This is a genomic window from Arthrobacter sp. efr-133-TYG-118, assembly GCF_030209755.1.
Taxonomy (GTDB): domain Bacteria; phylum Actinomycetota; class Actinomycetes; order Actinomycetales; family Micrococcaceae; genus Arthrobacter.
Genome location: NZ_JARVRH010000009.1, coordinates 63,367 through 88,913 on the forward strand (window position 1 = coordinate 63,367; position 25,547 = coordinate 88,913).

Below are 25,547 nucleotides of genomic sequence, written 5' to 3' on the forward strand. Positions count from 1 at the left end.
GTCCTAGTTCTCGAAGTCTTCGATCGGAGGGCAGGAGCAGACCAGGTTGCGGTCGCCTGCGGCGCCGTCGATGCGGCCTACGGGCGGGAAGTACTTGTCCTGCTTGAGGTGGTGGACCGGGAAGACGGCCTGCTCGCGGGAGTATGCACGGTTCCAGTCAGAACTCACGACGGCGGCGGCGGTGTGCGGTGCGTGGCGCAGCGGACTGTTCTCCACCGTGAAGTCGCCGTTGGCGACCTGGTCGATTTCCTTGCGGATGGTGATCATGGCTTCGATGAAGCGGTCGATCTCGCCGAGGTCCTCGGACTCCGTGGGCTCCACCATGAGGGTGCCCGCGACGGGGAACGCCAAGGTTGGGGCGTGGAAGCCGTAGTCGATGAGGCGCTTGGCGACGTCCTCCGCCGTTACTGCGGTGCGAGCGGTCAATTCGCGCAGGTCAAGGATGCACTCGTGGGCTACCAGTCCGCCTTCGCCGGTGTAAAGCACGGGGAAGTACTCGTTGAGGCGCGAGGCAATGTAGTTCGCGGCCAGCAGCGCGGACTTGGTGGCTTCGGTGAGGCCTTCGCCACCCATGAGCTTCACGTAGGCCCAGGAGATCGGAAGGACACCGGCGGAGCCGTAGCGCGAGGCGGAAATCGCCACGCCAGTCCCTGGCAGAGAAGCGCCGTCTTCGTGTGCTGCCTTGTTGGCGTCGCCCGGCATGAAGGGTGCGAGGTGGGCCTTGGCCGCGACCGGGCCTACGCCCGGTCCGCCGCCGCCGTGCGGGATGCAGAAGGTCTTGTGCAGGTTCAGGTGGGACACGTCGCCGCCGAACTTGCCCGGCTGGGCAAGGCCGACCAAGGCGTTCAGGTTGGCGCCGTCGACGTACACCTGGCCGCCGGCTGCATGCACGGAGTCGCAGATTTCGCGGACGTCGGCGTCGTACACGCCGTGCGTGGACGGGTAGGTGATCATGATGGCCGAGAGGACGTCTTTGTTGGCGTCGATCTTGGCCTGCAGGTCGGCGTGGTCGATCGTGCCGTCGGCGGCCGTGGCCACCACAACCACTTTCATGCCGGCCAGCACTGCCGAGGCGGCGTTGGTGCCGTGGGCCGAGGCCGGGATGAGGCAGACGTTGCGCTGGAGGTCGCCGCGGGAGTGGTGGTAACCGCGGATGGCCAGCAGGCCGGCGAGTTCGCCCTGGGAACCGGCGTTGGGCTGGATGGAGACCTGGTCGTACCCCGTGATCTCGGTCAGGTCAGCTTCCAAATCTTCGATCAGTTCGCGCCAGCCCTCGGTCTGGGAATCCGGGGCAAACGGGTGGATCGAGGCGAATTCCGGCCAGGAGATGGCTTCCATCTCTGCGGTGGCGTTCAACTTCATGGTGCACGATCCCAGCGGGATCATGGTGCGGTCCAGCGCCAGGTCGCGGTCCGACAGCTTGCGGATGTAGCGCAGCAGCTGGGTCTCGGAACGGTGGGTGTTGAACACCGGGTGCTGAAGGTAGTCGGAAGAACGCTCGACGGCGGCCTCCAGGGCGAAGCCCTCTCCCCCGTCTGCGAGCGAAGCGCCGAACGCCGCAGCGACGTCGAAAGCATCAAGGACGTCGCCGAGGATTTCTTCAGTTGTTGTCTCGTCAACAGAGACGCCCACCGTGTCGGCGTCAATGCCGCGCAGGTTGATGCCCTTGGCCTCGGCAGCTGCAACGATCCCGGCAGCCTTGCCCGGGACACGGACGGTGACGGTGTCAAAGAAGCTGCCGTGCAGGACCTCAAGGCCCGCAGCCTTCAAGGACGCAGCCAGGGTCCGGGCGTGGTTGTGGGCCGTCTCGGCGATCGCCTTCAGACCCTCGGGGCCGTGGTACACGGCGTACATCGAGGAAACGATGGCCAACAGTGCCTGCGCCGTGCAGATATTGGACGTCGCCTTCTCGCGGCGGATGTGCTGCTCACGGGTCTGCAGCGCCAGGCGGTAGGCGGGAGTGCCGGCGTCGTCCTTGGAAACGCCCACCAAACGGCCCGGCATCGAGCGCTCGAGGCCCTTCTGGACAGCCATGTACGCGGCGTGCGGGCCGCCGAAGAACAGCGGCACGCCGAAGCGCTGGGTGGAGCCGACGGCGATGTCGGCACCCTGCTCGCCCGGAGGCGTGATCAGGGTCAGGGCGAGGAGGTCAGCGGCAACGGTGACGAGGGCACCGCGTTCCTTGGCGGCGGCGATCACGGCGGAGTGGTCGAACACCCGGCCGGAAACGCCCGGCTGCTGCAGCACGATACCGTTGATGTCGCCGTCGGGCAGGCCCTGGGACAGGTCGGCGACCTCCACCTCGAAGCCCAGCGCCTCGGCGCGGCCCTTCACGATCGCGATGGTCTGCGGGAGGCAGTCGGCGTCGAGGACGGTCTTGCCGTCATGGGCCGTCTTGTTCTTGTTGGCGCGGCGCATCATGAGGACCGCTTCGGCGACGGCGGTGGCTTCATCCAGCAGGGAGGCATTGGCGATGGGCAGGCCCACGAGGTCCTGGACCATGGTCTGGAAGTTCAGCAGGGCTTCGAGGCGGCCCTGAGAGATTTCCGGCTGGTACGGGGTGTAGGCCGTGTACCAGGCAGGGGATTCGAGGATGTTGCGGCGGATCACCGGCGGAGTGACGGTGTCGTAATAGCCTTGGCCGATCATCTGCACGGCCGTCTTGTTCTTGGCCGCCAGCTTGCGAAGTTCAGCCAGAACCTCCACCTCGCTGAGGGCGTCGGTGCCGTGCTTGGACAGCCTGAGTGCGACGTCCTGGCGGATGTCATTGGGAACCGCGGTGTCAACGAGCGAATCGACACTGTCGTAGCCAACAGACTTGAGCATGATGTCAATGTCGGCCTGGCGGCGGGCGCCGATATGCCGATCTACGAACGTAGTGGAGGTTGAGCTAACCGTCACGAAGGAACTCCATTAATAAGGCGGCGCAGGGTACGCCACAGCTAATCGGGTTCCTCCCCGCTCTGTATTGGACCTGAGAGTTTCCGCGAATCCGTGCTTGTGGCACTGGTTCGCTTGCACCGTCGGTGAGCACGCGTCAGCGTGCTGCTTTCCAGAGTTGCCTTGCCGCGGCGGTGCGTGGGCCTGAGAGATTCCTGGGGAGGATTTGCTCCTACGGCGCCTGCATCACATGCCTGCAGGACTCTCCCGCCGCAGATCAAAGGCGTATTCAGTTATGTGAATCTACAGTGGTTGCCGGTGACGGCTGCCACAACTATCAATTGTCCTATGGACTGCCCGCGTCCGCAAATGTGGTCACCGACCCCGCCCAACTTTCCCAACTGACTGGCACTTATTGTCGTTTTGGAGCCTCAAAACGACAACAACTGCGAGCTAGTTGGGGGCCGCTCAGTGACGGAGGCGTTCGACGGCGGCCAGCAGCGCTCCGACGTCGGCGCTCCTCGCACTGGCCTTGACTTCCGTATCACCGGCGCCGCCTTCAAGCATCGCGTTGAAGTAAAGTCCATCGCCCATGTACCGGACCGCTTTGGCCATTTCGGGCCCCACTTCCTCGGCGAGCACATCGAGCCATTGTTGCTGGATCCCGGCGAAGCGCCTGCGGGTTTCTTCATGGGCCACTTCCGCGAGCCGCGTGGCCGCTACAAACACCCGGTCCAGGGGAGTATCCGCCCACAGGGAAGACTTGATAAAGAACGCGGCCGCACCTTCGGGGGCTGCCTTCATTGCCTCGATGTCCAGTGCGGCCAGCCCGTCCATGCGTTCGAGCAAGGAACCGATCATGGCTTCCTTGTTGGGGAAATGGTAGAGCAAGCCACCCTTGGAGACGCCTGCGCGCTTGGCGACGGCGTCCAGGGTGGCAGCCCGCTCCCCCACCTCGATCAGCAGGGCTTCAAAGGCATCCAGGACTGCGTCCCGGGCAATAGGTTTTCGCGGCATGGTGTCCATCATCCCTTAGTTCGATGTGGCAATTTTATGAGTCAGATTGAAACTATACCGTCCAGACGGTACAGTTATCTTCATGTTCAGCCCGTCCACAACCCAGCACCCCCGCACCCCTTCGATCCAATCCGCCCCGTGGCGCGATTGGGCTGCCCTGGCACTCCTGATGTTCCCCGTGCTGCTGGTGGCTGTGGACAATACGGCGCTGACATTTGCCCTGCCGCAAATCGCCCGTTCGCTGGACGTCGGGGGCGTGCAGCTCCTGTGGGTCGTTGATGCCTATGCGCTTGTGCTCGCCGCACTCTTGGTGTCCATGGGAAACCTGGGAGACAGGATCGGCCGCCGCCGCCTGCTGTTGATCGGCAGCACGGGGTTCGCCGCCGTTTCCGCGGCCACGGCCTTCGCGCCGTCGGCTGAATGGCTCATTGCCGGACGTGCCAGCATGGGCATCTTCGGAGCCATGCTCATGCCGTCCACGCTGTCCTTGATCCGCAACATCTTCCCGGACCCGAACCGCCGACGGCTCGCCGTCGCCGTGTGGGCCGCCGGATTCTCCGGCGGCGCCGCCCTCGGGCCGATCTTCGGTGGCTGGCTCGTGGAGCACTTCTGGTGGGGAGCCGTGTTCCTGGTCGCGGTACCACTGTTGCTGCCCCTGCTCGCCTTCGGTCCGTTCCTCATCCCCGAATCCAAGGATCGCAACCCGGGCAAGCCGGACGTTCCCAGCGTCGTGCTGTCCATCCTGACGATGGCCCCCGTGGTTTATGGAATCAAAGAGGCCGCCGTGCACGGTTTTGGCCCTGGGCCCGCGGCCTTCACGGCATTCGGCCTGGCCCTGGGAATCGTCTTCGTCCGCCGGCAGCGCTCCTTGGCATCGCCCATGTTGGATGTACGGCTGTTCCGGAACAAGGTCTTCAGCACGGCCATCACGGCCAACGTTTTGTCCCTGTTCTCCATGACGGGCTTCATCTACTTCTTCGCGCAGCACTTGCAGCTCGTGGAAGGCCAATCCCCCATGCAGGCGGGTATCGCGATGGTTCCGGCACTGCTGGCCACCATCGTGGCGGGCCTGGTGGTGGTTCCACTCGTCAAGCGGATCCGCCCGGGCCTGGTGGTGGGATCGGGGCTGGCACTGAGCGCGGTTGGATACCTCGTGGCCGCCCTGGGCAACCACAGCCAGGGGCCCGGGTACCTTTTGACGGCACTCCTGCTGCTGGCCATAGGGGTTGGCTCGGCGGAAACCATCTCCAACGACCTGATCCTCGGCGCGGTTCCCGCCGACAAGGCGGGCGCGGCATCGGCGATCTCCGAAACGGGTTACGAACTCGGATCACTACTCGGCACGGCCGTGCTTGGCTCCATCCTGACAGCGTCCTACCAACACCACTTGCTGCTTCCGGGCGAATTGTCCGGCCACGCAGCCGAACGCTCGCGGGAGACGCTCGCCGGAGCCATGGACGTTGCGGCCACGCTGCCCCAGCCATTGGGCGACGCCCTGGCCACCGCCGCGCGTGCCGCCTTTGAATCGGGCGTCCACATCACGGCAGCGATCGGGCTGGTACTGATGGCGGGAGCGGCAGTCCTTGCCGCCGTCGTGCTCCGCCGCGTGCCGACCGCAAAGTAGGCCAAGGCTGCCTTCAACCACAATGGCCCTGCGCGTGGAGTCTAGACGGCCCGGTTGAAGGCAGCATCAGGCGAGCTGAAACTACGGGTAATTCCGCCCAAGGTAGCGGTGGCAAGGGTCGAGAGGTAGTCGTGCCGGCGTCGGGCAGTAATGCGCGATTGGGGCTCGAAGGATTGCCCGGGATCGTCCGCGTAATGCGCGGAAAGTCCGTCGCGCATGAGGCGGATGCCCTCGGCGCGCTGTTGTGAGACCGCAGCGTGCGTGGAACCGAGTTCCTCGGCCAATTCCTTGACGGTCCGCCCCCCGAAGTAGATCTCCTCGACGACATAACGCATCTTTTCCGGCAGGGCTGCGACGGCGGCGCGAAGGTACTTGAGGCGCTCATCGGCCAGGACTGAGTGCTCCGGGGAGATGGTGTCCGCGGCGACAGTGTCCACGACGACGTCGTCCAACGGCGACAGCGTCCGTGCGGCGTCGGCCAGGGCGGCTTCCACCACGCTGCGTTCGACACCCAGGGCTGATGCGGTTTCGGCGACCGAAGGCGTGCGGCCAAGGAGCCCGGACAGCGTTTCCTGGACCGACATGGTTTCCTTGATGCGTTTGCGCGCAGATCGCGTGGCCCAGTCGCTGGCCCGCATCTCGTCCGCAAAGGCTCCGACGATGCGACGGCGCGCGAATGCGCCGAAGGGGACTCCGAGGTTCGGATCGAAGGAATCGGCAGACGTTATCAACGCCACGGACCCTACCGACGCGAAATCGTCGCGCGACAAATGAGAAGCTCTCGCGCAGAGCTCCGACACCAAGTAGCCAACGAGTGGCAAGTGCTGCAGCACCAACTCGTTGCGTTCTTCGCGATTCAAATTAGTCCCCCCATGAGACCTGTTTATTGAGTTGCCAAGCCTGATTCCAGGGGCTTCATGGGCGAGCTACTGAGACGATGCAACGTGCCGAAGATTACATGGAACAGACATGTATTCAGTGAACATATCATCTGAAAAATAACAATGCGTGTACGCTCATGAAAAAGATACAAAAGAGGCCTCGGAATCATGTTCCGGGGCCAAACCGGGGAGTGGGGAACCGTGGGGGCGGATGAGCTATCGGCGATGCTGTGGCGCGAGCGGAGACAGCTGGAACTGCTGTTGTACCGGCTCGAAACACAGTTGCTGCACGTCCGGGCAGGCAACTGGGATTGGTTGAAATTCACTGCCGCTGACGTGGAAAAGGTCCTGGAAAACCTTCGGTTCGACACCCTTGCCCAGAACATCGAGTCGTCGGCCCTGGCCATCGAATGGCGCCTGCCGGCCAACGCCACGCTGCCGATCATCGCTTCAGTGGCCCCGCCCGGGATCTGGCCGGAACTGCTTCAGGATCACCACCGTGAGCTGGTCCTGTTGCTCAATCACGTGGAAACAACGGCGGCCGCCAACGTCGAGGCTCTCCTGACGGGGCCACAAGGGCCCGGGAACCCGCCGCTTGGCTCTGTGCAACCCGGCGACAATGGGACCCCAGCGGGGCCGGGAGCGGTCGCACAGGCCGACATTGCGGATGACGTGATGCTCCTCGCGGAAAACGCCAATATTGAGCGGGCCTTGGCTGTGACGAGGGATTGCTCGCTGCCGCTCCTCAAGGAGTTCCTGGGCTTGGCTTAGCGCCGGCTACCGGTGGACGACAGTGTGCAAGAGAATAAAGCTTGGCTGTCCCGAGTTCGGGTTTGCATCGTAGGCGTAAACCTCCGAAAAGTTGCACGGTTGCCTGTCCATTTTCGCCCACTCAAGTACTTCCAAGAGGCTGCTAGACGAAATATCGAAAGCCTGCGACTTGTCCCAAGCACCACTGTTGGGGTCGAGCCAGACGTCTATCACTCGGAAAGACGGATCGACACAGATCAAGTTCATGTCCCGCTCGTCAATCGTCTGAATCTTCATCGCAATCAGTCAGATCGCATTCTTGTAGACAACCTGGGTGTCTGAGCCAACATTCCCCACCTGGGGTGAAACTATTTGAATGGTATGAGTGTAATAACAATACCCGGTTCCATACCCTCCACTACTACCAACTTGAGGCACATAGAATGTCACCTGGCTCCCATTGACGCCAACAACCTGGGTTTGGTCACTCGATGCCCGATTCTGAATCGGGCCGGCTGGGCACCCCTGACAACTCGCAGGGCTGAGGGCAAGGTTTCCCCGAATCCGGACGCTGACCGCAGGGATCGCCCAGTTTGAGGCCGCGCAGGTAATGCGAACCTTGAATATCATCCCGCCGGCGCCGAGTGACACGTGGGGTCCATCCATGGTGCTCGTACAAATCACCGTCGCAATGCTCTGGCTGTTCGGTGAAATTGTCCCACGCCCGGATGGCCGAATCACGACTTCAGTAGAAGAGACGGCTGTTGCCAAATCACTGGCCGCCGTCACAGTACCGTCGACGATGCCTGTTGCGCTGCCACCCAGGGGTCTGAACTAGAGTCCGAATTTCTAAGCGATGCCGCTTCTGCCCCGGATGCACCGGAACCAAAGCTTGTGAGAATTAGGGTAGTCCCCAGCAAAATATGGACCGCTGAAATCCAGTTTTTCATTTGGACATCACTTCTTCCATGGAGGGTCATTCCGATTAGAAGACGATGGAAGCAATGAAGCAATGCCATGCGATCAATACAACAAATACCCCCAATGCATGGAGAATATTGCAATTCTCCTAGACCGTCAAGCAAGCAAAAGTCTGTGCCCCGGAACCTCAGCCTTTACTCGGCTCGAAAGAAGACTCATCACCGGGACCGGACTTTGTCGAAGTAGCATAGATGATTCTCGGCGAGGGGTTTGTAAGGCCAAACATCCCCGCGCCAACCGCAACGAGAAGGAACTGCCAGTCCTAGAGGCAGCGGCGGCATCACCGATTTCATACTCGGACGTGATTCATTATGGTTTGGAAGCCATCTAAGCATGCGCACGGTTGCGTCTTGCGCTCCGCTCCACCGGGGGCCATCGTGCAAACTTGGATGACTTGCGCCTAATCGACCTTCGGTTTCCGGGCAGGCGGACGCAGCCCGGCAACGAGTTCCTCGGCTTCGGGGCCAGCCTGGGCAGCAGCGAGGTTGGCCGCGGCGATCGCCTCGACCACTTCGCGACGCTGGATGGACACCCCACGGGGGGCCTCGATCCCGATCCGCACGCCGTCGCCGCGGCCTTCCATGACGGTGATGACGATGTCCTCACCAATCATGATCTGTTCGCCCGGCTTGCGTGTCAGTACCAGCATGCTCTCAATCTACCTTTCCGAGCACGGCAACGCGGGCGGGCTTGCCGTCCACCCATCCGATGGGAACGCCGAGTCCGTTGACCGTCTCGGGACTTGCGGTTTCCGACGCGCCGAAAACAGCAAGGGCGTCGGCACGGACACGCTCGGCGGCCAGTGCGGCGGAGAGCGCCCGGACCCAGGCCGCCGTGTCTTCCGCTTTCCGCCCGGCGTCAACAACCAGCCACAACTGGTCTGCGGCGAGGGCTGCGATGTCCGCCGCGTGCCTCACGGTTTCGCCCTGCATGCCGAGTCCGTACGCCACCAGCACGGTTTGGCCGGTGAGCACAGCTTGGGCGCGCGCCGCCGTCGCGCCCTGGCGCCCCGCCACGTGGAGGTGCCCGAAAGCGGTCAACGCTCCGGCTGTCCGGACGTCGGAACCGCCCTCGGCGATGGACATTTCCAGCGCTGGTCCCAAGGCGTCGTCGCCGAGGCCGAGCAGGATGATCAGGTTGCCGCTGCCGGTAAGCGGCACCGGTACGGGCACAGGAACGCGGTGCCCGACGGCGGCCGCCGGCAACGCCGTCAGGCTCCCTTGCGTTTGTGGTCCGGAGACCTGTAACTCCTTCCCCAGCTGCTCCAACATCCCGGCGAAATCCGGGGATGCAGTCGAAACAACTGCCTCGGGCCGGTGCAGATCCATCTCGGCGGCGTCGGCTTGCTCCAGGAGCGCGGCGATAGCGGGCCCCTGCAACGCGTGAGCCGCCTCGGCAAGCTGCGCCTCCCCCGCAACGTGGGCATCCCAACTAGCTCGCACTTGTTGTCGTTCTGAGCCCTCAAAACGACAACTATTGCTAGCTAATTGGGTGGAACCCTCTAGCTGAACTTCGATAGTGGCCTCGTAGCGATTGGCTACGAAGAGCCCGGCGATCCCCGGATTGGTGACCTTCTCGGCGGAGACGATCCGCGCCCCGGGGCCGTACTGTTGCTCGGCTTTCACCCGGATGTCGTCCAGGGATGCTCCTTTCAGTCGGTATCTAAGACTGTATTGCTTCGGCATGGCGGACCACCCCCACGGTTTCGATCTGGATGTTTGCGGACGTCACTTCCCGGTACGACAACACGGGAACACCGCCGTCGGGAGCAGCCACGAGCCGCCGGACCGCGGGCCGCAACGCCGGGGCGCACACCAGGACGGCTTGCCGTCCTGCATTTGCCGCGGCCTCCACCGAAGACTGCACAGAGGCCAGGACGGCGTCCAGGCGCGCTTGGCTCATGACGATCTGGGTACCCCCTTCGGCCGGGCGCATGTCTTCGAGCATGGACTGTTCCAGGAGCGGATCGATCATGATCACATTGAGCACCGTGCCGTCCAGGAACTTGGCTGCGAGCGCGGGCCCCAGGGACTGCCGGGCGGTTTCCACCAAAGCCTCGGGCTCGGTGGAAACCTTGGCGCGCAAGGCGAGTGCCTCGTAAATGCGGGGAAGATCGTTGATGGGGACCTGTTCTTCGAGGAGTCCCTGCAGCACCCGCTGCACTTCGGCCAAGGACATGAGCCCGGGAATGAGTTCCTCGACGGCGGCGGGGCTCTGCTTGCGCACGCCTTCCGTCAGCACACGGACATCCTCGCGGGTGAGTAGCCTTCCGGCGTTGGCCGAGACGATCGACGACAAGTGGGTCACCAGCACGGAAACCCGGTCGATCACGGTTGCGCCGGTCATTTCGGCACTGTGGCGCATCTCGGTGGGAATCCACTTCCCGGCCAACCCGAAGACCGGTTCCACCGTGGAGGTACCGGGCAGCGCGTCAAGATAATCGCCGAGGGCCAGCAACTTGCCCGACGGCGCCGTGCCGCGTCCGGCTTCCACCCCCGCAATGCGGATGGCATAGGTGGCCGGCGGCAGCTCGACGTTGTCGCGCGTGCGCACGGGCGGAATCACGATCCCCAACTCCATGGCGATCTTGTGGCGCAGGGAGCGGACGCGGGCCAGGAGATCGTCCGAGGCGCCGGAGACCATGTCGACAAGGTCAGGAGCCAACAAGATCTCGAGGGGGTGGACGCGCATGTCCTGCATGAGCCGCTCGTTGGGGTCTTCTTCGGAGCTCAGGATGGCCGCTTCCTGGGCGCCCTCCGCCTCACTCTGCTTCTTCTGCTGCGCCGCCAGGCGCCTGGAGCCGAACAGCAGGGCAGCGCCCACCAGCAGGAAGGGCACGATGGGCATGCCGGGGATGAGTGCCATCGCCACTGCGGCCAGTCCCGCGATGAGCAAGGCGTTGGGCGACTGCATGAGCTGCGAGGAGGCCGTGCGGCCCATGTCTTCTTCGGCATTGGACCGGGTGACGATCATGCCCGTTGACACGGCCATGAGGAGGGCCGGGATCTGGGTCACGAGCCCATCGCCCATGGTCAGCAGGCCATAGGAGTTCAGCGCGTCGCCCACGTTCATGCCGCGCTGCAGCACGCCGATGGCGATGCCGCCAACGAAGTTGATGATGATAATGATGATGCCCGCGATGGCATCGCCCTTGACGAACTTCGAGGCCCCGTCCATGGCGCCGTAGAAGTCGGCCTCTGCGGACACCTCCGCGCGGCGTTTGCGGGCCTGGGCGTCCGTGATGAGGCCGGCGTTGAGGTCGGCGTCGATGGCCATCTGCTTGCCGGGCATGGCGTCCAGGGTGAACCGCGCCCCCACCTCGGCCACGCGTTCGGCGCCCTTGGTGACCACCACGAACTGGATGACCACGAGGATCAGGAACACCACGGCGCCGATGATCATGGAGCCGCCTACGGTGACCTTGCCGAAAGCGTCGATCACTTGTCCGGCGAATCCTTGTCCCAGCACGAGCCGGGTGGACGCGACGTTGAGGCCCAGCCGGAACAGTGTCGCCACGAGCAACAAGGACGGGAAGACGGAGAAGTCCAGGGGCTTCTTGACGAACATGCTGGTGAGCAGGATCAGCAGGGCCAGGAGGATGTTGCAGACGATCAGGAAGTCCAGCAGCGGCGCCGGAACGGGAACCACCAGCAGTAGCACAATGCCCACGATTCCCACCGGCACAGTGAGCCTGGCGAATCTGTTCATTTCTGTGTCCTGTCCGGGGTGGTGTGGTTGCTGGGTGCGGTTCGGGGGCTGGTGCTCCGGCTCATGCGGGCGCTCCGGCCATCGTTCCTGCCACGCCCGGCAAACGGTGCATTCCGAGTGCCGCTCCCCTGGCCTTGAGCGACATGACGAACGCCAGGACTCCCGCAACGGCCCGGTACAGCTCCACGGGGATTTCCTGGCCCAGCTCGCAGGCCGAGTGCAGTGCCCTCGCCAGCGGGATGTCCTGGACCATCGGCACCGATTTCATTTCCGCCTCTTCCCTGATACGGGCAGCGATCACCCCCGCTCCCTTGGCCACTACGCGCGGTGCCGCTTTGCCGGCGTCGTACTTCAGCGCTACGGCGACGTGCGTCGGGTTGACGATCACGACGTCGGCGTCCGCGATCGCGCCGATCATGCGGTTCCGGCTCATGCTCAATTGGCGCGAGCGCCGCTGGGACTTGATGAGGGGATCGCCGTCGCTGTTCTTGTTTTCGTCCTTGATTTCCTTCTTGGACATGCGCGTCTTCTTGCGGTTGCGGCGCATGACCACGAAGATGTCCGCGGCGGCAAGGACCAGCCCCGCCAGCACGGCGAACTGGATCAACGAACCGATGCCACCGGCCGCTGCCGAAAGGATGCCGGACACCGGCAGTCCCCCTGCGGTGAGCAGCACCGGGATGAGCCCTTGCACGACCGCGTAGAGGACAAGCCCGACGACGGCGGTCTTCAGGAGCGCTTTCAGGCCGCCCCACAGTGCCTGGCCGCCGAAGATCCGCTTGAAGCCGCTGACAAGGTTGAACTGTTCGAACTCAGCGCGGAACTTTTTGAAGTGGATGCCGCCCTGCGACGCGGATCCGGCAAGTACTACCACCAGGACCACCACGAACAAGGGCCCCAGCACTTGGGCCAAGGAACCGAATCCGGCTTCGAGCGCTGCCACGGCTTTGGCAGGCTCGGGGTTCGCGATGACTCCGCGGACGGTGAACAGTTGGTCCGCCGCAGCGTTGGAGGCACGCTCGATGGTGGACGGGATCATGGCTGCCGCGGATCCGACGGCGAGCCAGGAGGTGAGGTCCTGCGAGCGGGAAAGCTGCCCCTTGGACCGGACTTCCCGCATCCGTTTGTCGGTGGCTTGCTCGGTTTTCTCCTGTGAATCCGACATCAGCCCACCCCCATCAGTGTGTTCGCCACTTGTTCGGCGAGCATGGCAACGAGCCGCGGCAGTGCCAGGAAAAGGAATCCAGCGAGTCCCAGGGTGATGAAGACTTTGAGCGGGAAGCCCAGGGCAAAAGCGTTCAGTGCGGGCGCTACGCGGGTGAGGAGTCCCAGCCCGATGTCGGCGAGCACCAGCACCACCAACAGTGGTCCGGCGATTTGCACCGCCGAAAGGAACATCCCGGTAACAGCCGAAACCATCGCGTGCACCGGCTGTGCGATGTCCAGTCCCCCAGCCAGCGGCAAGGCCGTGAAACTTCCGGTCAAGCCGCCGACCACCAGCTGGTAGCCGTCGGAGGCGAAAAGCAGGGCCAGGGCGGTCATCTGCATCAGCCGGGTGAATTGGGCACCGTTGATCATCATCTGAGGATCGAAGCCCTGGGCCATCTGGAACCCGCTGAAGAGGTCTAGCAGGCTGCCGGCCGATTGGATGGCCGCGAAGACGAGCAGCACGAGGAAGCCAAGGACCAGTCCGGTCACGAGTTCAAGGACCACAGCCGTGATGAAGCCGGCGGTGTCCTTGGATGTGTAGCCAACCGAGAGACGCTGGGAAACGGCCAGCCCCAAGCCGATGCCGAGCATGCCTTTGATGCGCAGCGGAATTGCTTGGTGCGAGAAGGGCGGGGCCGCCACGAGGAAGGCCGTCATCCGGACGGAGGCCAGCAACAGGACCTCAAGCCAGGACTGGTTGAAGGGGAGCTCCACTTCACGCTCCGCCAATCAGCCCGGGTATCCGGGCAAAGAGCTCGTTGGTGAAGGAGACGGCCTCGGTGATCATCCAGTGTCCGCACACCACCAAGGCCACGGCCACGGCGACTGCCTTGGGCACGAAGGAGAGGGTGGCTTCCTGAAGCTGGGTGATGGACTGCAGGAGGGAAATGGCGAGGCCCACCACCAGCGCGGTCACCAAGGCGGGCGCGGCCAGCTTGGCCGCGAGGATCAGGGCCTGGAGGCAGACGTCCAGGACGGCGTTGGTATCCATCAGCCGCTCGAATAGCTCTGGATCAGGGCGGTGATCACGAGTCCCCAGCCGTCCACCAGGATGAACAGCAGGATTTTGAAGGGCAGCGAGATCATCACCGGCGGAAGCATCATCATGCCCATGGACATCAGCGCGGCCGAGACCACGAGGTCGATCACCAGGAACGGGATGAAGATGACGAAACCGATGATGAACGCTGCCCGGAGCTCGGAGATCATGAACGCCGGGATAAGGGTCTGCAACGGGACCGATTGCGGGTTGGCCGGGTTTTCCAGCTTGGCCGCCCGGGTCATGAGGGCAATGTCTTCTTGCCGGGTGTGGGCCACCATGAAGTGCTGGAGCGGGGCGGACCCGGCCGAAACGGCTCCGTTGAAGTCCAGCGTTCCGTTCAGGTAGGGCTGGATCCCGACGTTGTTGATCTCCGAAATCACGGGCCACATCACGAACAGGGACAGGAAGAGCGCCAGCCCGGCCAGTACCTGGTTGGGCGGGATGGACGGGAGGGACAAGGCGTTGCGGGTCATGGCCAGCACCACGAAGATCTTGGTGAATGAGGTCATCATGAGCAGCAGGGCAGGGGCGACGGAGAGCAGGGTGATCCCGATCAGGGTCACCACCGCGGTGGATGGTTTTCCGTCGAGCCCATTGATGTTGATGCTGACGTTGCCGTTGGAGGGTTGGGCCGGTGCGGTGGGAACTACTGGCGGAGTGGGTGGCGTCGGACTGACCGGTGCCGCATGTCCGGTGGACATGCCCAGCCATAGGAAAAGTGCCGTCAGCAACAGGACACAGAGCACCGCGGGAAGCGTCCTGCGCACCGCAAGCAATATCCTGCCGGTGCTGCGGGCACCGGCAGGCCCAAGGGTCAGGATCAATTCCGGCGTCCCCTGATGGCCTCGGCGGCCTGCCGCCAGGTGGAACCGGCAAGGATCGAGCCGTGCATGGGCTGGGCTTTGTCCAGCTCGCTTCGGCGGTGGATCTCGCTGCGGCGCCTGAGTCCAGCGCCACCGACGTCGCGGAAAATGTCGGCGAAGCTCTCGGGTGCCGGAGGGTTCTCCGGCACGTCGACCGGGACGTCGCCGCTGTGCAGGACGTTGATGGCGTGCTCGGTGACGCCCAGGAGGAAGCGCTTGTCTCCGGCGTCGACCACCACAACGGAGGCCTTTTGGCCGACAGTCTGCCGGCTGACCACCGTCAGGGTGGTGTTGGCCCGGCGTCGGCCCTTGGCCTTTCCTTTGAGGAGGCGGCGCTGCAAGACCCAGATGAGTCCCAGCACCGCACCCAGGGCCACGAGCACGCGCAGCCCGAGGATGAGCGAATCCATCTAGTAGATTCCCTCGGCGACGTCCAGGATGCGGGTGATCCGCACCGCATAGTCCTGGTCCACGACGACGACTTCACCGTGGGCGATCAGGCGCCCGTTGAGGAGGACGTCCGCGGGTGCACCGGCCGAGCGGTCCAGCTCGATCACTTTGCCCGGTTCCAGGGCGAGGGCGTCACGCACGGACATACGGGTGCGGCCGATCTCCACGGTGAGGGCCATTTCGACATTGCTGATCAGTCCGAGGCGGGCCGAAACCGCGCCGGACTGGGCGTTCCGTGCGGCAGCGGTGTCCTGCACGGTCCCGTGTTCGCGGACCCGGACGGCGAACCAGCCGAACGCCTGCCCGCCGTCGGACGAGGGAGACTGGCGCAGTTCGAAAACAGCGGTTTCGGAGTCGGACAGCAGCCCGGCGGCGTCTTCCTCGCGCAACTCCCCCAGCACGCCGGCGTCGAACGCGTCGGCTGCGTGTTCCATCGCCGGACGCAAGATGTCGACGGCCGACACTACTCCGCTGGGCAGCCCGCCTTGGGGTGCGCCGCCGCCCAACCCGCCCCCGGCGGCGGCCAGGAAAGAACGGTCCGTGAGGATGAGTGCGAAGTCCGCGGTCACGGCGCCCACGAAAGTGGCCGTGATCGCGAGAGGTGCATATGGCGCAGCGGCCTGGGACGGGACAATGCCGGAGACGTGCAGCGTGGCAGGAGTCGGCAATTGCATGGCCAAACGCTCGGCCGCGGACTCGTGCAGTGTCAGGGTGATGCTCATCGCTGGTTCTCCTCGATTGTGACGATGACGGCGGCTGCACGGGAGCCGTTGCGGGCCGGTGCTGCGGTGGCCAGGCGGGTGCCGTTGATGGCGACGTCGAACGGCCGGTTCTCCAGGTGCGGCAACGGAATGACGTCCCCGACGGCGAGGCCCAGGATCTGCGCCGGCGTCACCGGAGTGGGGCTCAACTGGATGGCTACGTCTACCGGCACCTGGGTGACCTGGGCCCGGACCAGTGCCTCGGTATCGCGGCTGTGGACAGTGGGATTCACGTCGCCGAGCCCGGAAAGGAGGATATCGGCGGGAATCGCGAGACTCGCCGCGGCAAGGCTTTCGCCCACCTTCACGGTGAATGAGGCCACGATCATGAGCTCCGCCGGAGCAGCGGCTTGGGCGAACTGGGAGTTGTACTGGATGACGTCCATGCGCACCGGGGTGGCCAGGAGGGCGCCAAGCGAATAGCTCAGGTCCTCGAGTCCGTCTTCCACCATGCGGCTGATGAGGGCCTGCTCGATCTGGGTGAACTTCCGATCCGGGACCGCCGCCTCACTGGCCCCACCCAACATGCGGGTGACCCAGGACAATGCCGCCGTGGCAGGAAACTGCATGACCAGCCGCGACTCGCTGCCCTCAATGCGGCACAGGACCATCGAGGTGACCGAAGGGAGGGAAGCGGCGTATTCGTCGTAGCTCTGCATGATGAGCTGTTCCAGGGTCGCGGTGGATTTCACGCGGACCTTGGCCGTGAGCTGTGTTCCCCATTGGCGGGCGAACGTCTCGAAGGCGACTTCCAGGACGCGGCTGTGCTGGCGCGGCAAGGTGGTGGGCCTGCGGAAGTCATAGACGTCCACGGCGCGCTGCCGTCCCGCCGATTGATCTTCCTGTTCACTCACGGTTGCCACTATCGGCAAGGAAAGTGCGGGCGTAAGGGACTAGTTTTGGGCGGGTTCGCGGGTCTGGTCCGGGGGCTGCGTTTCGGAACGCAGCCCCCGGCCGTGACCCACGAACTCAGACTGGCTTAGGCGGCTGGCGCCTGGTTGATCCTCACCATGTTGCCCGAAGGATCGCGGAATGCGCAGTCGCGGGGGCCCCACGGCTGGTCGATCGGCTCCTGCATGACCTCCGCGCCGGAAGCCCTGACCTTCTCGAAGAGCGTGTCGACGTCGTCGGAGCGGAAGACGATCGGCCCCAGGACGCCCTTGGTGACCAGCTCCTGAAGGGAGTCGCCGTCGGCCTTGGACCGGCCCGCGTGCGGTTCGGAAAGCACGATTTCAACACCCGGCTGGTCCGCGCTGCCGAGCGTCACCCAACGGAATCCGCCCTGCGCGACGTCGTTGAGCACCTCGAGGCCGAGGGCGTCCCGGTAGAAGGTGAGTGCTTCGTCGGGATCGTTGACAGTGATGTGTGAGTACTGCAGTGAAATAGTCATGGCAACGACGCTAGTCCGGCGCATGGACGAGCGCTTCTCGAATCCTGCTCGCTTCTTCCAGAGGGCTATGGCGTTCCGAAACCGGCGTCACCGAGAACCTTCTTGCCTTCACTTCCCGTTACCAATGCGATGAAAGCCGCGGCCAGGTCCTTGTTCTTGCTGGTGCCGACGGTGCCGATCGGGTACGTGTTGACGGCCTTGTCCGACTCGGGGAAGGTGATGCCCTTGACCTTGTCCCCGGCGCCCTTGACGTCGGTGACATAGACGAGTCCGGCGTCGGCCTCTCCGGAGGCGACCTTGCCCAGGACGTCAGTCACGGAAGACTCTTCGCTGACGGGCTTCAGGGTTGTGCCGCTGGCCTTTTCGATGGTTTGGGCGGCGGAGCCGCAGGGTACTTGGCTCGCGCAGACGACCACCTTGACTCCTGGCTTGGCCAGGTCCGCGAAGGAACTGATCGACGCCGGGTTGGACGGCGGGACGGCAATCGTCAGGACGTTGGTAGCGAAGTTCTTTGCCGTTCCGTCGAGCAGTTTCGCGTCGGAGAGCTTGGCCATGTTCTTCGTGTCGGCCGAGGCAAAGACGTCCGCCGGAGCGCCTTGGGTGATCTGCGTGACGAGGTCGGAAGACCCGGCGAAGCTCAGGGCGACTTTGGTACCCGGGTTCGCTGCCTCGAATTCGCTGGCCAGCTTGGTGAACGTTGCCTTCAGCGAGGCGGCCGCGTAAACCGTCACCGTGCCCGAAAGCTTTGGCGTTGCGCTGGCGCTATCGGATCCGCTGCTTACAGTGCTGGCGGGACTGCCTGAACCGCAGCCGGCCAGGCTGGCCGCGAGGGCGCCGGCGACGAGCAACGCGACGAAAGGCTTGCGGGTGATCCTCATATGGTGCTCTTTCCTTGGGGAGTTTCGATGATGACGGTGGTCGCCTTGACCACGGCTGTGGCGACCGAGCCGAGTTCGAGCCCGAGCTCCCGGACCGCCTCGCTGCTCATGAGGGAGACGACGCGGAACGGACCGCATTGCAGTTCCACCTGTGCCATGACCTTGTCCGTGGTGATGCCGGTGACCAGGCCGACGAAGCGATTGCGTGCCGAACGGCCCACCCGGGTGGGATCCTCGGGTAGCTGGGCCTGGTCCCGCGCGACGTGGGCAAGTTCCAGCCCATCCACGGCCAGCCGCCCGGAATCATCCCTGACGGGGGTCAGGATGCCGTTCTCGGTCCAGCGCCGGACGGTGTCGTCACTGACCCCCAGGAACCGAGCTGCTTCAGATACTCGAATATTTGGCATAGCTTCAGAATAATCCTCAAATGCGGTTGTGATGGCACGGATATTCCGCAAATCAAATGTGACCGGGTTTCCAGTGGTCCCGGTTAGTAGACGTCCCGGACACAGCAGAGGCCCCGCCCCACTGGGGCGGAACCTCTGGCGTGTGTTGGCCTACTACGTCTTATCGGTTGGTTAGTCTGCGGCGACCGCGAGCGCTTCCCGACGCTTGTTCGCTTCGTTCCGGCTGGGCCGCGTGCGGATCTTCGCCACGCACGCAGGCATGGCAATAACGGCCAGGTGTTCGCGGGCGCGGTAAGTGCTCGGCGGCACTCCCACGAGTTCAGTGAAACGCGAGCTGAAAGAGCCAAGCGACGTACAACCGACCTCCATGCATGCGTCGGTCACACTCATTCCGCCGCGCAGGAGTGCCATCGCGCGCTCGATTCGGCGGGTCATGAGGTAGTTGTAAGGAGTCTCTCCATAAGCGGCCCGGAACTGCCGCGAGAAGTGCGCCGGTGACATGAACGCGTGGCTGGCCATGGTCGGCACGTCAAGCGGCTTGGCGTATTCGCGGTCGATCAGGTCGCGGGCCTTGCGCAAATACGTGAGCCTGGCGATGTCTTCCGGAGTCATGCCACGAGCGTACCTCGGCGCGCTGGCCATTTCCACGGATCCCGACGCCGTCCTGTCACCTGCGCGACAAGCGCGCCGCCCTATTGGCCACCGGCCCTCGCCTTGAGCGCCTCGGGGATGAGGGCGCGGACCACTTCGGGCTTATCCGAGAGGACGACGACGTCGACCCTGCGGTTGAGTTCCATCAGCGCCTCGGTGGAATCGTCGTTGACCTGCCTGGCGGATCCGAACGCGACGGCGCCGATGTGCCCGGCCGCTATGCCCCCATGGTCGACGAGGTACCTCAGGACGTTGACGGAGCGCGCAGAAGAAAGCTCCCATGTGGAGGGGTACGAGGTGATGCCGTTGGCGGCATGGCCTTCCACCATGACTTCAAGGGCCGCCTTGGCCATGGGCGGTGCAATCATGCCAAGGACCTGGCTCGCGCGGGCCGTGAGTTCCGGCCGGTCGGGTTCGAAGAAGGTCTGGGATCCCACGAGTTTCACTGTGAGTCCGCGTTCGCTGATCTGGAACTGCACATTGGCACCCAGCCCCGCGGCGTCGAGCTTGGACTTCATGTCGTCGCGCAAGGCGGTGAGCCGGTCCGCTTCCTTGAGCGCCAGGTCCAGGTTGGAGAATCCCTGGGCGTCGGCAGCTGTGTATTCCGGTGGAACGACGGTCCCGGTGGCGGTGTCCACCTTTTGGCTCGCCACCGTGCCGAAACCCGTGGCCAGCGAATTGCGGAGCTTGTCGAATTTGGCCTGGTCCACCGTGGACATTGCGAAGAGCACGATGAACATGCACATGAGCACCGTAACCATGTCCATGTAGGAAGCCATCCAGCGTTCGTCGACGTGTTCTTCCGTCGGAGGAGAACCGCGGCGGCGGCGGGACCTCATGCTGCCTTGGACGAAGCGAATTTGCCGGGGCGGGCTTCGTCGTCGTCGCTCTTCTTTGCGGACTTCGCCTTGCCGAGCCTGTCCGCGGGAACCATGGCGCGGAGCCTTTCGGCGAGCAGGAGTGGCTGGGTCCCGTTTTGCACCGCCAGCATGCCCTCCATCAGGAGGGTCATCCGCTCGATTTCGAGCTCGGAGAGCCGCTTGAGCCGCGAGGCGAAAGGAAGCCAGATGAAGTTCGCGGACAACAAACCCCAGAGGGTAGCCACGAAAGCGGAGGCGATCATTGGTCCCAGATGATCGGGGGAGGAGAGGTTTTCAAGGACGTGGGTCAGCGATACCACAGTGCCGATAATGCCGATGGTTGGTGCGTAGCCTCCCAAGCTGGCGAAGAATTTGGCGGAAACGTGGTCGCTGCGCATCTTGGAGTCGATCTCGTCCTCCATGAGGATGCGCAGCTCCTCAGCATCCGTTCCGTCGGCGATGTTCTGGAGGGCCCGGGCCAGAAAGGGATTCTTCTCGTCCAAAGCCGCCTCCTCAAGGGAGAGAAGACCCTCGCTCCGCGCCTTCTCGGCAAAGCCGATCAGCTGGTCGATGCTGTCCTGAGGCTTGTCCGTCTTTCCTTTGAACGCTTTGGGGAGGTCCTTGAACGCCCGCACCGTGTCCCGGAAGGTGTTCCCGGCCAGACCGACGGCCAGGGTGGCACCGAAAACCAGGACCATGGGCGCCGGAAGCAGGAGGGCCATGAGGTTGGCGTCTTCGAGGGTCACCATGGCGACCACCGAGCCGAAGGCCAGGAACAGGCCGATTATTGTTGACGGATCCATGGCTTACCTTCCGTCCGGGTCCGGTGTGCGCACGAGGCTCAAGGGGTAGCCCGTCACTGTGGGGAGATCCTGTGCCCGCCGAAGAATATAGGCCCGGTAGTTCGCAATCAGTTCCACGACCTCCGCGAGGCTTTCCCGCACAACGTACGTAGCGCCGTCGAGCGTCACCAGATGGGTGTCCGGGCTTTCGTGGATCCGTTCAATGATGTCCGGATTCACGGCAAAGCGGGTGCCGTTCAGGCGGGTGACAACGATCATGGGCCGTTTCTGCTTTAGGTAGGGAGGCGCTTGTAGGAGGGCGGTTCAGTTCCTACTGTCGGCCAGCCGCAAGCTTGCGTTAGCTTGCAGCCCGCGCGTTGACCGGAATCAGCGGAAATGTCCCTTCAGCCAGCCTCCATCCGCGCGCATCACTTTCATACAGAATTGCGTGAATACATCCTGCGCTGTACTTTGAGGCAATGCAGACTTTGACTCATGCGCCCGTCCTGGCGCGCTTCGGGTACGCGGTGTCGGATCCGACGCGGGCGCGCATCCTCCTGGCTTTGGCGGAGGCATCCGCCTATCCGTCCGATCTCGCCGAGTCCTTGGGCGTCTCGAGGCAGAGCATGTCCAATCACCTGACCTGCTTGCGGGGATGCGGACTCGTGATCGCCGTCCCGGACGGGCGGCGCAGCCGCTATGAGTTGGCTGATCAGCGGTTGGGCCACGCGATCAAGGACCTGATCGGTGTGGTGCTCGCGGTGGACCCTTCCTGCTGCGCCCCGGACGGGCGGTGCCTGGCATGACGGGTCGGCTGCTCGCTCCGACGCCGCAGCGCAAGGCTGTCTTGAGCTTGAGGATCCGGCTTTTCGCTGCGGCCACCATCACCTACAACCTCATTGAAGCCGTCGTGGCGCTCTGGGCTGGTGGTGTTGCCGATTCCTCGGCGCTCATCGGGTTTGGACTGGACTCGGTGATCGAGGTCGCCTCTGCACTGGCGCTGTCCTGGCAGTTCTCCGCGAAGGACCCGGAACGGCGCGAACACCTGACCCTGCGGATCATCGCCGTATCCTTCTTCGCCCTTGCAGCGTTCGTGTCGGTCGACGCGGTCCGCTCCCTCACTGGCGCGGGCGAAGCCCAGCACTCCACACCCGGGATCATCATCGCCGGCCTGAGCCTGGCCATCATGCCTGTTCTGTCGTGGGCTCAGCGGCGGGCCGGCCGGGAGCTAGGCTCCAAGTCCGCCGTGGCCGACTCCAAGCAAACCCTTTTGTGCACCTACCTCTCCGCCGTCCTGCTCGCGGGCTTGATCCTGAACAGCTTGTTGGGCTGGTGGTGGGCAGACGCCGGCGCCGCCCTGGTGATCGCAGCAATAGCGGCGCGGGAAGGCTTCAACGCCTGGCGCGGAGATGCCTGCTGCGCGGTGCCGCACGCGCAAGAAGCTACCGTGCCGCACGCGCAAGAAGCTACCGTGCCGCACGCGCAAGAAGCCCGGGGATCCGGCGCGGATGGCTGCTGCGCTGAGTGCGGATGCGGAACAGGGCCTGCACCCGTCATCCACTCCCTTCCCTTGCGGAGGGACTGACGCGTGAACCTCATGGGACAAACACCGAGCAACCGGAAACCACGCGACGCCGCTAAAGACCCAGCCAAAAGAGTCCGGATCTTCCTCTGGATCACCGTGGGCGTTATCGTCGCGGGTGGCCTGATCTGGTACGCCGTATTCATGGCCACGAAACCCGCCCCAACAGCCGCCCAGCCCGCCTCCGAGGCGCGGCTGGTCAGGGAGGATAGCCACCGCGTCACCGCACCGTCCACCGAAAAGGCCCAGCTCGTCGAGTTCCTCGATTTCGAATGCGAATCCTGCCGAGCCGCCGCGCCTTTGGTGGAGGAGCTGAAAAAGGAATACGGGGACCGGATCACCTTCGTCAACAGATACTTCCCCCTGCCGGGGCACCGGAACTCCGGCACGGCAGCCCTCGCCGTTGAAGCCGCGGCGCAGCAGGGCAAATACGGGCAGATGTCCGGCAAGATGTTCGAAACCCAACCCGAGTGGGGCGAAAAACAGGACTCCCAGGCAACACTGTTCCGTACCTTCGCCCAAGAACTCGGGTTGGACATGGACCAGTACGACGCCACCGTGGCGGACGGCGAAACCCGGGATCGGATCCGCAAGGACGTCGTCGACGGCACCGCCCTGGGCGTCACAGGAACTCCGACATTCTTCCTCAACGGCGAAAAGCTAACCCTCAACAGCGAGGGACAATTCCGGCAACTGCTGGATGCCGCCGTCAAATAGGCCAAATAAGCCAAGCAGTCACACTCGCAGGCTCACCATGCGCAGCCCGGGAAACTCGGCCACAGCCCTCTTCTCATCAGCGCAACGTCGCTGGACGCACGCGTACCGGCGCGAGGATTCCGATGATCATGACGGCGGTCATGGAACCTGCCGCCATGATCGCCGCGAGCACCACTATTTGAAAGCGGCCTGCCTCAAAGGGAGAGACCCCGCCAAAGATCGCCCCGACGAACGCACCGGGCAGGGTGACAAGTCCCGTCGTCTTGGTTTGATCGGTTGACGGGATAAGGGCCGAATATACAGTGCGTCGAGCGAGATCCAGGGTTGCTTGCCTCGGCGAAGCGCCGAGCGCGAGCCAACCCTCAACCTCCTCCCAATGCTCGTAGACCGATTCCTTAAAGCGCCGGCCGGCCAGGACTGCGATGGTCATGCCGTTGCCGATGACTATCCCGCCAATCGCGAGCGTGTAGCGGGGCGTGAACGCGATGGCTCCCGTCGCAAAGATGACGGCGAGGGTTATTCCGATGCCCGCGGCCATGGAGCCGCCGACCAAGCCCAAATGGGGCAGGCTCCAGCCTATCCGGCGGGTGGCGCTCATCGCGGCTACTGCAAACATCACCAGAAGTGCTACCGCCACCCATAGCGGGCTGGTGATCACACCACCCAGAACAAAACTGATCGCGGCGAGTTGCACGGCTCCGCGGAGGATGGCCAGTGCCGGCGCGAATGGGTGAGGGGTCCGGAACACCAGGAGCAGTGCCAACGTGGCCGCCATCAGGACGCCGACGCCGAGGAAGGTCGGCAGGAATTCGGCGAGACCGGGCATGGGGCCAGCTTATCGACTGCCGCAAGGCGCTCGCTCAAGCGACGACGCGTCGCTTCCAAATATTAGGTCATGTAAATCTTGCGTAATACATGTGATTCCGGTCACGATGGAGCATTCTGGATGGAAATTTAGGTATGGCTAACCTAAAGTTTCAAGCTGTGAGCCCGCATTTCCTTCCCCCGGGCTCCTTTGGATTTGCTCGCAGAAAGAAGCCCTCATGAAGATTCGCGCAAATGCGCTGGCCGGCATCGCACTCGCCGCCACTGCAGCCCTGAGCCTGGCGGCTTGCGGCAACGGCACCGCCTCCTCCGCAGCCACCGGCTCCTCTTCCGCCGACGCTGCTACTTCCACTAAGGTGGCTGGCGAAATCACCGTCTACAACGCCCAGCACGACACCCTGACCAAGGAATGGGTGGACGCGTTCACCAAGGAGACCGGAGTCAAGGTCACCGTCCGCCAGGGTTCCGATACCGAGCTCTCCAACCAGATCATCCAGGAAGGCGCGGCATCCCCGGCCGACGTCTTCCTCACGGAGAACTCCCCCGCCATGGCCCAGGTTGAGAACGCCGGCCTCTTTGCCGACATCGACAAGGCCACCGTGGACCAGGTCCCGGCTGAGTACCGTCCGTCCACCAACAAGTGGACCGGCATCGCCGCCCGCTCCACCGTCCTGGTGTATGACAAGACCAAGATCAGCGACGACAAGCTGCCCAAGTCCATGCTGGACCTGGCCAAGCCGGAGTGGAAGGGCCGGTGGGCCGCTTCGCCGTCGGGCGCTGACTTCCAGGCCATTGTTGCCGCCCTCCTCGAACAGAAGGGCGAGGCCGCAACCGCTGAGTGGCTCAAGGGCATGAAGGATAACTTCAAGGCATACAAGGGCAACAGCACCGCCATGAAGGCAGTCAACGCCGGCGAAGTCGACGCCGCGTTGATCTACCACTATTACTACTACGGCGACCAGGCCAAGACCGGCGAGAACTCCAACAAGGTCACCCCGTACTTCTTCAAGAACCAGGACCCGGGCGCTTTCCTGTCCGTGTCCGGCGGCGGCGTGCTGAAATCCTCCAAGAACTCCGCGGCTGCCCAGGCCTTCATCAAGTTCATCACCGGCAAGCAGGGCCAGGAAGTCCTCAAGAACGGCACTTCCTACGAATACGCCATCGCTTCCAAGGTGGACTCGAACGCTAAACTCGTTCCCATCAAGGATCTGCAAGCTCCCACAGTGGATCCGGCTAAATTGAACTCCGCAAAGGTCACCGACCTGATGACCAAGGCAGGACTGCTGTAA

27 protein-coding genes and 2 riboswitches are annotated in these 25,547 nt (G+C 63.8%); of the genes, 6 read left to right on the top strand and 21 right to left on the bottom strand.

Annotation, left to right across the window (positions count from 1 at the left end; translation table 11 throughout):
• Window positions 1-3: 3 nt before the first annotated feature.
• Both gcvP and QRN59_RS08135 read right to left on the bottom strand, forming a co-directional pair.
• Window positions 4-2,901 (bottom strand): aminomethyl-transferring glycine dehydrogenase, encoded by a 2,898-nt coding sequence (gene gcvP, locus QRN59_RS08130; protein ID WP_284982017.1) that lies wholly within the window; start codon window positions 2,899-2,901, stop codon window positions 4-6.
• Between the two features lie 52 nt (window positions 2,902-2,953).
• Window positions 2,954-3,061: riboswitch (glycine riboswitch) on the bottom strand.
• A 1-nt stretch (window position 3,062) separates the two neighbouring features.
• Window positions 3,063-3,160, bottom strand: a riboswitch (glycine riboswitch).
• Window positions 3,161-3,348: 188 nt separating this feature from the next.
• A complete protein-coding gene (locus QRN59_RS08135) occupies window positions 3,349-3,897 on the bottom strand; it encodes a TetR/AcrR family transcriptional regulator (protein ID WP_284982018.1) in 549 nt (182 codons plus the stop codon).
• Between the two features lie 82 nt (window positions 3,898-3,979).
• On the opposite strand from QRN59_RS08135, the gene QRN59_RS08140 reads away from it, so the two are divergent.
• Window positions 3,980-5,521, top strand: coding sequence for an MFS transporter (locus QRN59_RS08140; protein WP_284982019.1), 1,542 nt, complete (start codon window positions 3,980-3,982; stop codon window positions 5,519-5,521).
• A gap of 41 nt (window positions 5,522-5,562) precedes the next feature.
• On the opposite strand, the gene QRN59_RS08145 is transcribed toward QRN59_RS08140, so the two are convergent.
• The gene (locus QRN59_RS08145; RefSeq protein WP_284982020.1) at window positions 5,563-6,381 is read right to left on the bottom strand and encodes a sigma-70 family RNA polymerase sigma factor; all 819 of its coding nucleotides are present in this window, start codon (window positions 6,379-6,381) and stop codon (window positions 5,563-5,565) included.
• Window positions 6,382-6,570: 189 nt separating this feature from the next.
• On the opposite strand from QRN59_RS08145, the gene QRN59_RS08150 reads away from it, so the two are divergent.
• A complete protein-coding gene (locus QRN59_RS08150; protein WP_284982021.1) occupies window positions 6,571-7,173 on the top strand; it encodes a hypothetical protein in 603 nt (200 codons plus the stop codon).
• Between the two features lie 1,360 nt (window positions 7,174-8,533).
• Here the strand turns inward: QRN59_RS08150 and QRN59_RS08155 are convergent.
• From QRN59_RS08155 to QRN59_RS08235, 17 genes are all read right to left on the bottom strand, one after another.
• The gene (locus tag QRN59_RS08155) at window positions 8,534-8,782 is read right to left on the bottom strand and encodes a carbon storage regulator (RefSeq protein WP_284982022.1); all 249 of its coding nucleotides are present in this window, start codon (window positions 8,780-8,782) and stop codon (window positions 8,534-8,536) included.
• A gap of 4 nt (window positions 8,783-8,786) precedes the next feature.
• Window positions 8,787-9,818 (bottom strand): hypothetical protein, encoded by a 1,032-nt coding sequence (locus tag QRN59_RS08160; protein WP_284982023.1) that lies wholly within the window; start codon window positions 9,816-9,818, stop codon window positions 8,787-8,789.
• On the bottom strand, window positions 9,796-11,841 hold the full coding sequence (locus tag QRN59_RS08165; protein ID WP_284982024.1) for a flagellar biosynthesis protein FlhA: 2,046 nt from the start codon (window positions 11,839-11,841) through the stop codon (window positions 9,796-9,798). The genes QRN59_RS08160 and QRN59_RS08165 overlap by 23 nt, the downstream gene beginning before the upstream one ends.
• 61 nt (window positions 11,842-11,902) lie before the next feature.
• Complete coding sequence (locus QRN59_RS08170) at window positions 11,903-13,006, bottom strand: EscU/YscU/HrcU family type III secretion system export apparatus switch protein (RefSeq protein WP_284982025.1); 1,104 nt, start codon at window positions 13,004-13,006, stop codon at window positions 11,903-11,905.
• The gene (locus QRN59_RS08175; protein ID WP_284982026.1) at window positions 13,006-13,764 is read right to left on the bottom strand and encodes a flagellar biosynthetic protein FliR; all 759 of its coding nucleotides are present in this window, start codon (window positions 13,762-13,764) and stop codon (window positions 13,006-13,008) included. The genes QRN59_RS08170 and QRN59_RS08175 overlap by 1 nt, the downstream gene beginning before the upstream one ends.
• Window position 13,765: 1 nt before the next feature.
• The gene (gene fliQ, locus QRN59_RS08180; protein ID WP_284982027.1) at window positions 13,766-14,041 is read right to left on the bottom strand and encodes a flagellar biosynthesis protein FliQ; all 276 of its coding nucleotides are present in this window, start codon (window positions 14,039-14,041) and stop codon (window positions 13,766-13,768) included.
• A complete protein-coding gene (gene fliP, locus QRN59_RS08185; protein ID WP_236818338.1) occupies window positions 14,041-14,793 on the bottom strand; it encodes a flagellar type III secretion system pore protein FliP in 753 nt (250 codons plus the stop codon). The genes fliQ and fliP overlap by 1 nt, the downstream gene beginning before the upstream one ends.
• Window positions 14,794-14,912: 119 nt before the next feature.
• Window positions 14,913-15,365, bottom strand: coding sequence for a flagellar biosynthetic protein FliO (gene fliO, locus QRN59_RS08190; RefSeq protein WP_284982028.1), 453 nt, complete (start codon window positions 15,363-15,365; stop codon window positions 14,913-14,915).
• The gene (fliN, locus tag QRN59_RS08195) at window positions 15,366-16,127 is read right to left on the bottom strand and encodes a flagellar motor switch protein FliN (RefSeq protein WP_284982029.1); all 762 of its coding nucleotides are present in this window, start codon (window positions 16,125-16,127) and stop codon (window positions 15,366-15,368) included.
• On the bottom strand, window positions 16,124-17,020 hold the full coding sequence (locus QRN59_RS08200) for a flagellar motor switch protein FliM (protein ID WP_284982030.1): 897 nt from the start codon (window positions 17,018-17,020) through the stop codon (window positions 16,124-16,126). The genes fliN and QRN59_RS08200 overlap by 4 nt, the downstream gene beginning before the upstream one ends.
• A 125-nt stretch (window positions 17,021-17,145) precedes the next feature.
• Window positions 17,146-17,556 (bottom strand): VOC family protein, encoded by a 411-nt coding sequence (locus QRN59_RS08205; protein WP_284982031.1) that lies wholly within the window; start codon window positions 17,554-17,556, stop codon window positions 17,146-17,148.
• Window positions 17,557-17,621: 65 nt separating this feature from the next.
• Complete coding sequence (gene modA / locus QRN59_RS08210) at window positions 17,622-18,434, bottom strand: molybdate ABC transporter substrate-binding protein (RefSeq protein WP_284982032.1); 813 nt, start codon at window positions 18,432-18,434, stop codon at window positions 17,622-17,624.
• Window positions 18,431-18,841 (bottom strand): TOBE domain-containing protein, encoded by a 411-nt coding sequence (locus QRN59_RS08215; RefSeq protein WP_284982033.1) that lies wholly within the window; start codon window positions 18,839-18,841, stop codon window positions 18,431-18,433. Before QRN59_RS08215 ends, modA begins: the two co-directional genes overlap by 4 nt.
• Before the next feature lie 171 nt (window positions 18,842-19,012).
• Window positions 19,013-19,453, bottom strand: coding sequence for a helix-turn-helix transcriptional regulator (locus QRN59_RS08220; protein ID WP_284982034.1), 441 nt, complete (start codon window positions 19,451-19,453; stop codon window positions 19,013-19,015).
• Window positions 19,454-19,533: 80 nt separating this feature from the next.
• Window positions 19,534-20,331: an OmpA/MotB family protein gene (locus tag QRN59_RS08225; RefSeq protein ID WP_284982035.1), complete on the bottom strand. Its 798-nt coding sequence runs from the start codon at window positions 20,329-20,331 to the stop codon at window positions 19,534-19,536.
• Window positions 20,328-21,155: a motility protein A gene (locus tag QRN59_RS08230; protein ID WP_284982036.1), complete on the bottom strand. Its 828-nt coding sequence runs from the start codon at window positions 21,153-21,155 to the stop codon at window positions 20,328-20,330. The genes QRN59_RS08225 and QRN59_RS08230 overlap by 4 nt, the downstream gene beginning before the upstream one ends.
• 3 nt (window positions 21,156-21,158) lie before the next feature.
• Complete coding sequence (locus tag QRN59_RS08235; RefSeq protein WP_269994903.1) at window positions 21,159-21,413, bottom strand: flagellar FlbD family protein; 255 nt, start codon at window positions 21,411-21,413, stop codon at window positions 21,159-21,161.
• 200 nt (window positions 21,414-21,613) lie between these two features.
• On the opposite strand from QRN59_RS08235, the gene QRN59_RS08240 reads away from it, so the two are divergent.
• From QRN59_RS08240 to QRN59_RS08250, 3 genes are read left to right on the top strand one after another with little or no spacing between them, the layout of a single operon-like run.
• The gene (locus tag QRN59_RS08240; protein WP_078106317.1) at window positions 21,614-21,940 is read left to right on the top strand and encodes an ArsR/SmtB family transcription factor; all 327 of its coding nucleotides are present in this window, start codon (window positions 21,614-21,616) and stop codon (window positions 21,938-21,940) included.
• Window positions 21,937-22,719 carry a cation diffusion facilitator family transporter gene (locus tag QRN59_RS08245; protein ID WP_284982037.1) on the top strand — a complete coding sequence of 261 codons (783 nt, stop codon included), beginning with the start codon at window positions 21,937-21,939 and terminating at the stop codon, window positions 22,717-22,719. Before QRN59_RS08240 ends, QRN59_RS08245 begins: the two co-directional genes overlap by 4 nt.
• Window positions 22,720-22,731: 12 nt before the next feature.
• The gene (locus tag QRN59_RS08250) at window positions 22,732-23,433 is read left to right on the top strand and encodes a DsbA family protein (RefSeq protein ID WP_284982038.1); all 702 of its coding nucleotides are present in this window, start codon (window positions 22,732-22,734) and stop codon (window positions 23,431-23,433) included.
• A gap of 76 nt (window positions 23,434-23,509) precedes the next feature.
• Here QRN59_RS08250 and QRN59_RS08255 read toward each other — a convergent pair whose 3' ends face one another.
• Window positions 23,510-24,259, bottom strand: coding sequence for an ABC transporter permease (locus QRN59_RS08255; protein ID WP_284982039.1), 750 nt, complete (start codon window positions 24,257-24,259; stop codon window positions 23,510-23,512).
• Window positions 24,260-24,476: 217 nt separating this feature from the next.
• Between QRN59_RS08255 and QRN59_RS08260 the strand changes: the two genes are divergently transcribed.
• The gene (locus QRN59_RS08260; RefSeq protein ID WP_284982040.1) at window positions 24,477-25,547 is read left to right on the top strand and encodes an iron ABC transporter substrate-binding protein; all 1,071 of its coding nucleotides are present in this window, start codon (window positions 24,477-24,479) and stop codon (window positions 25,545-25,547) included.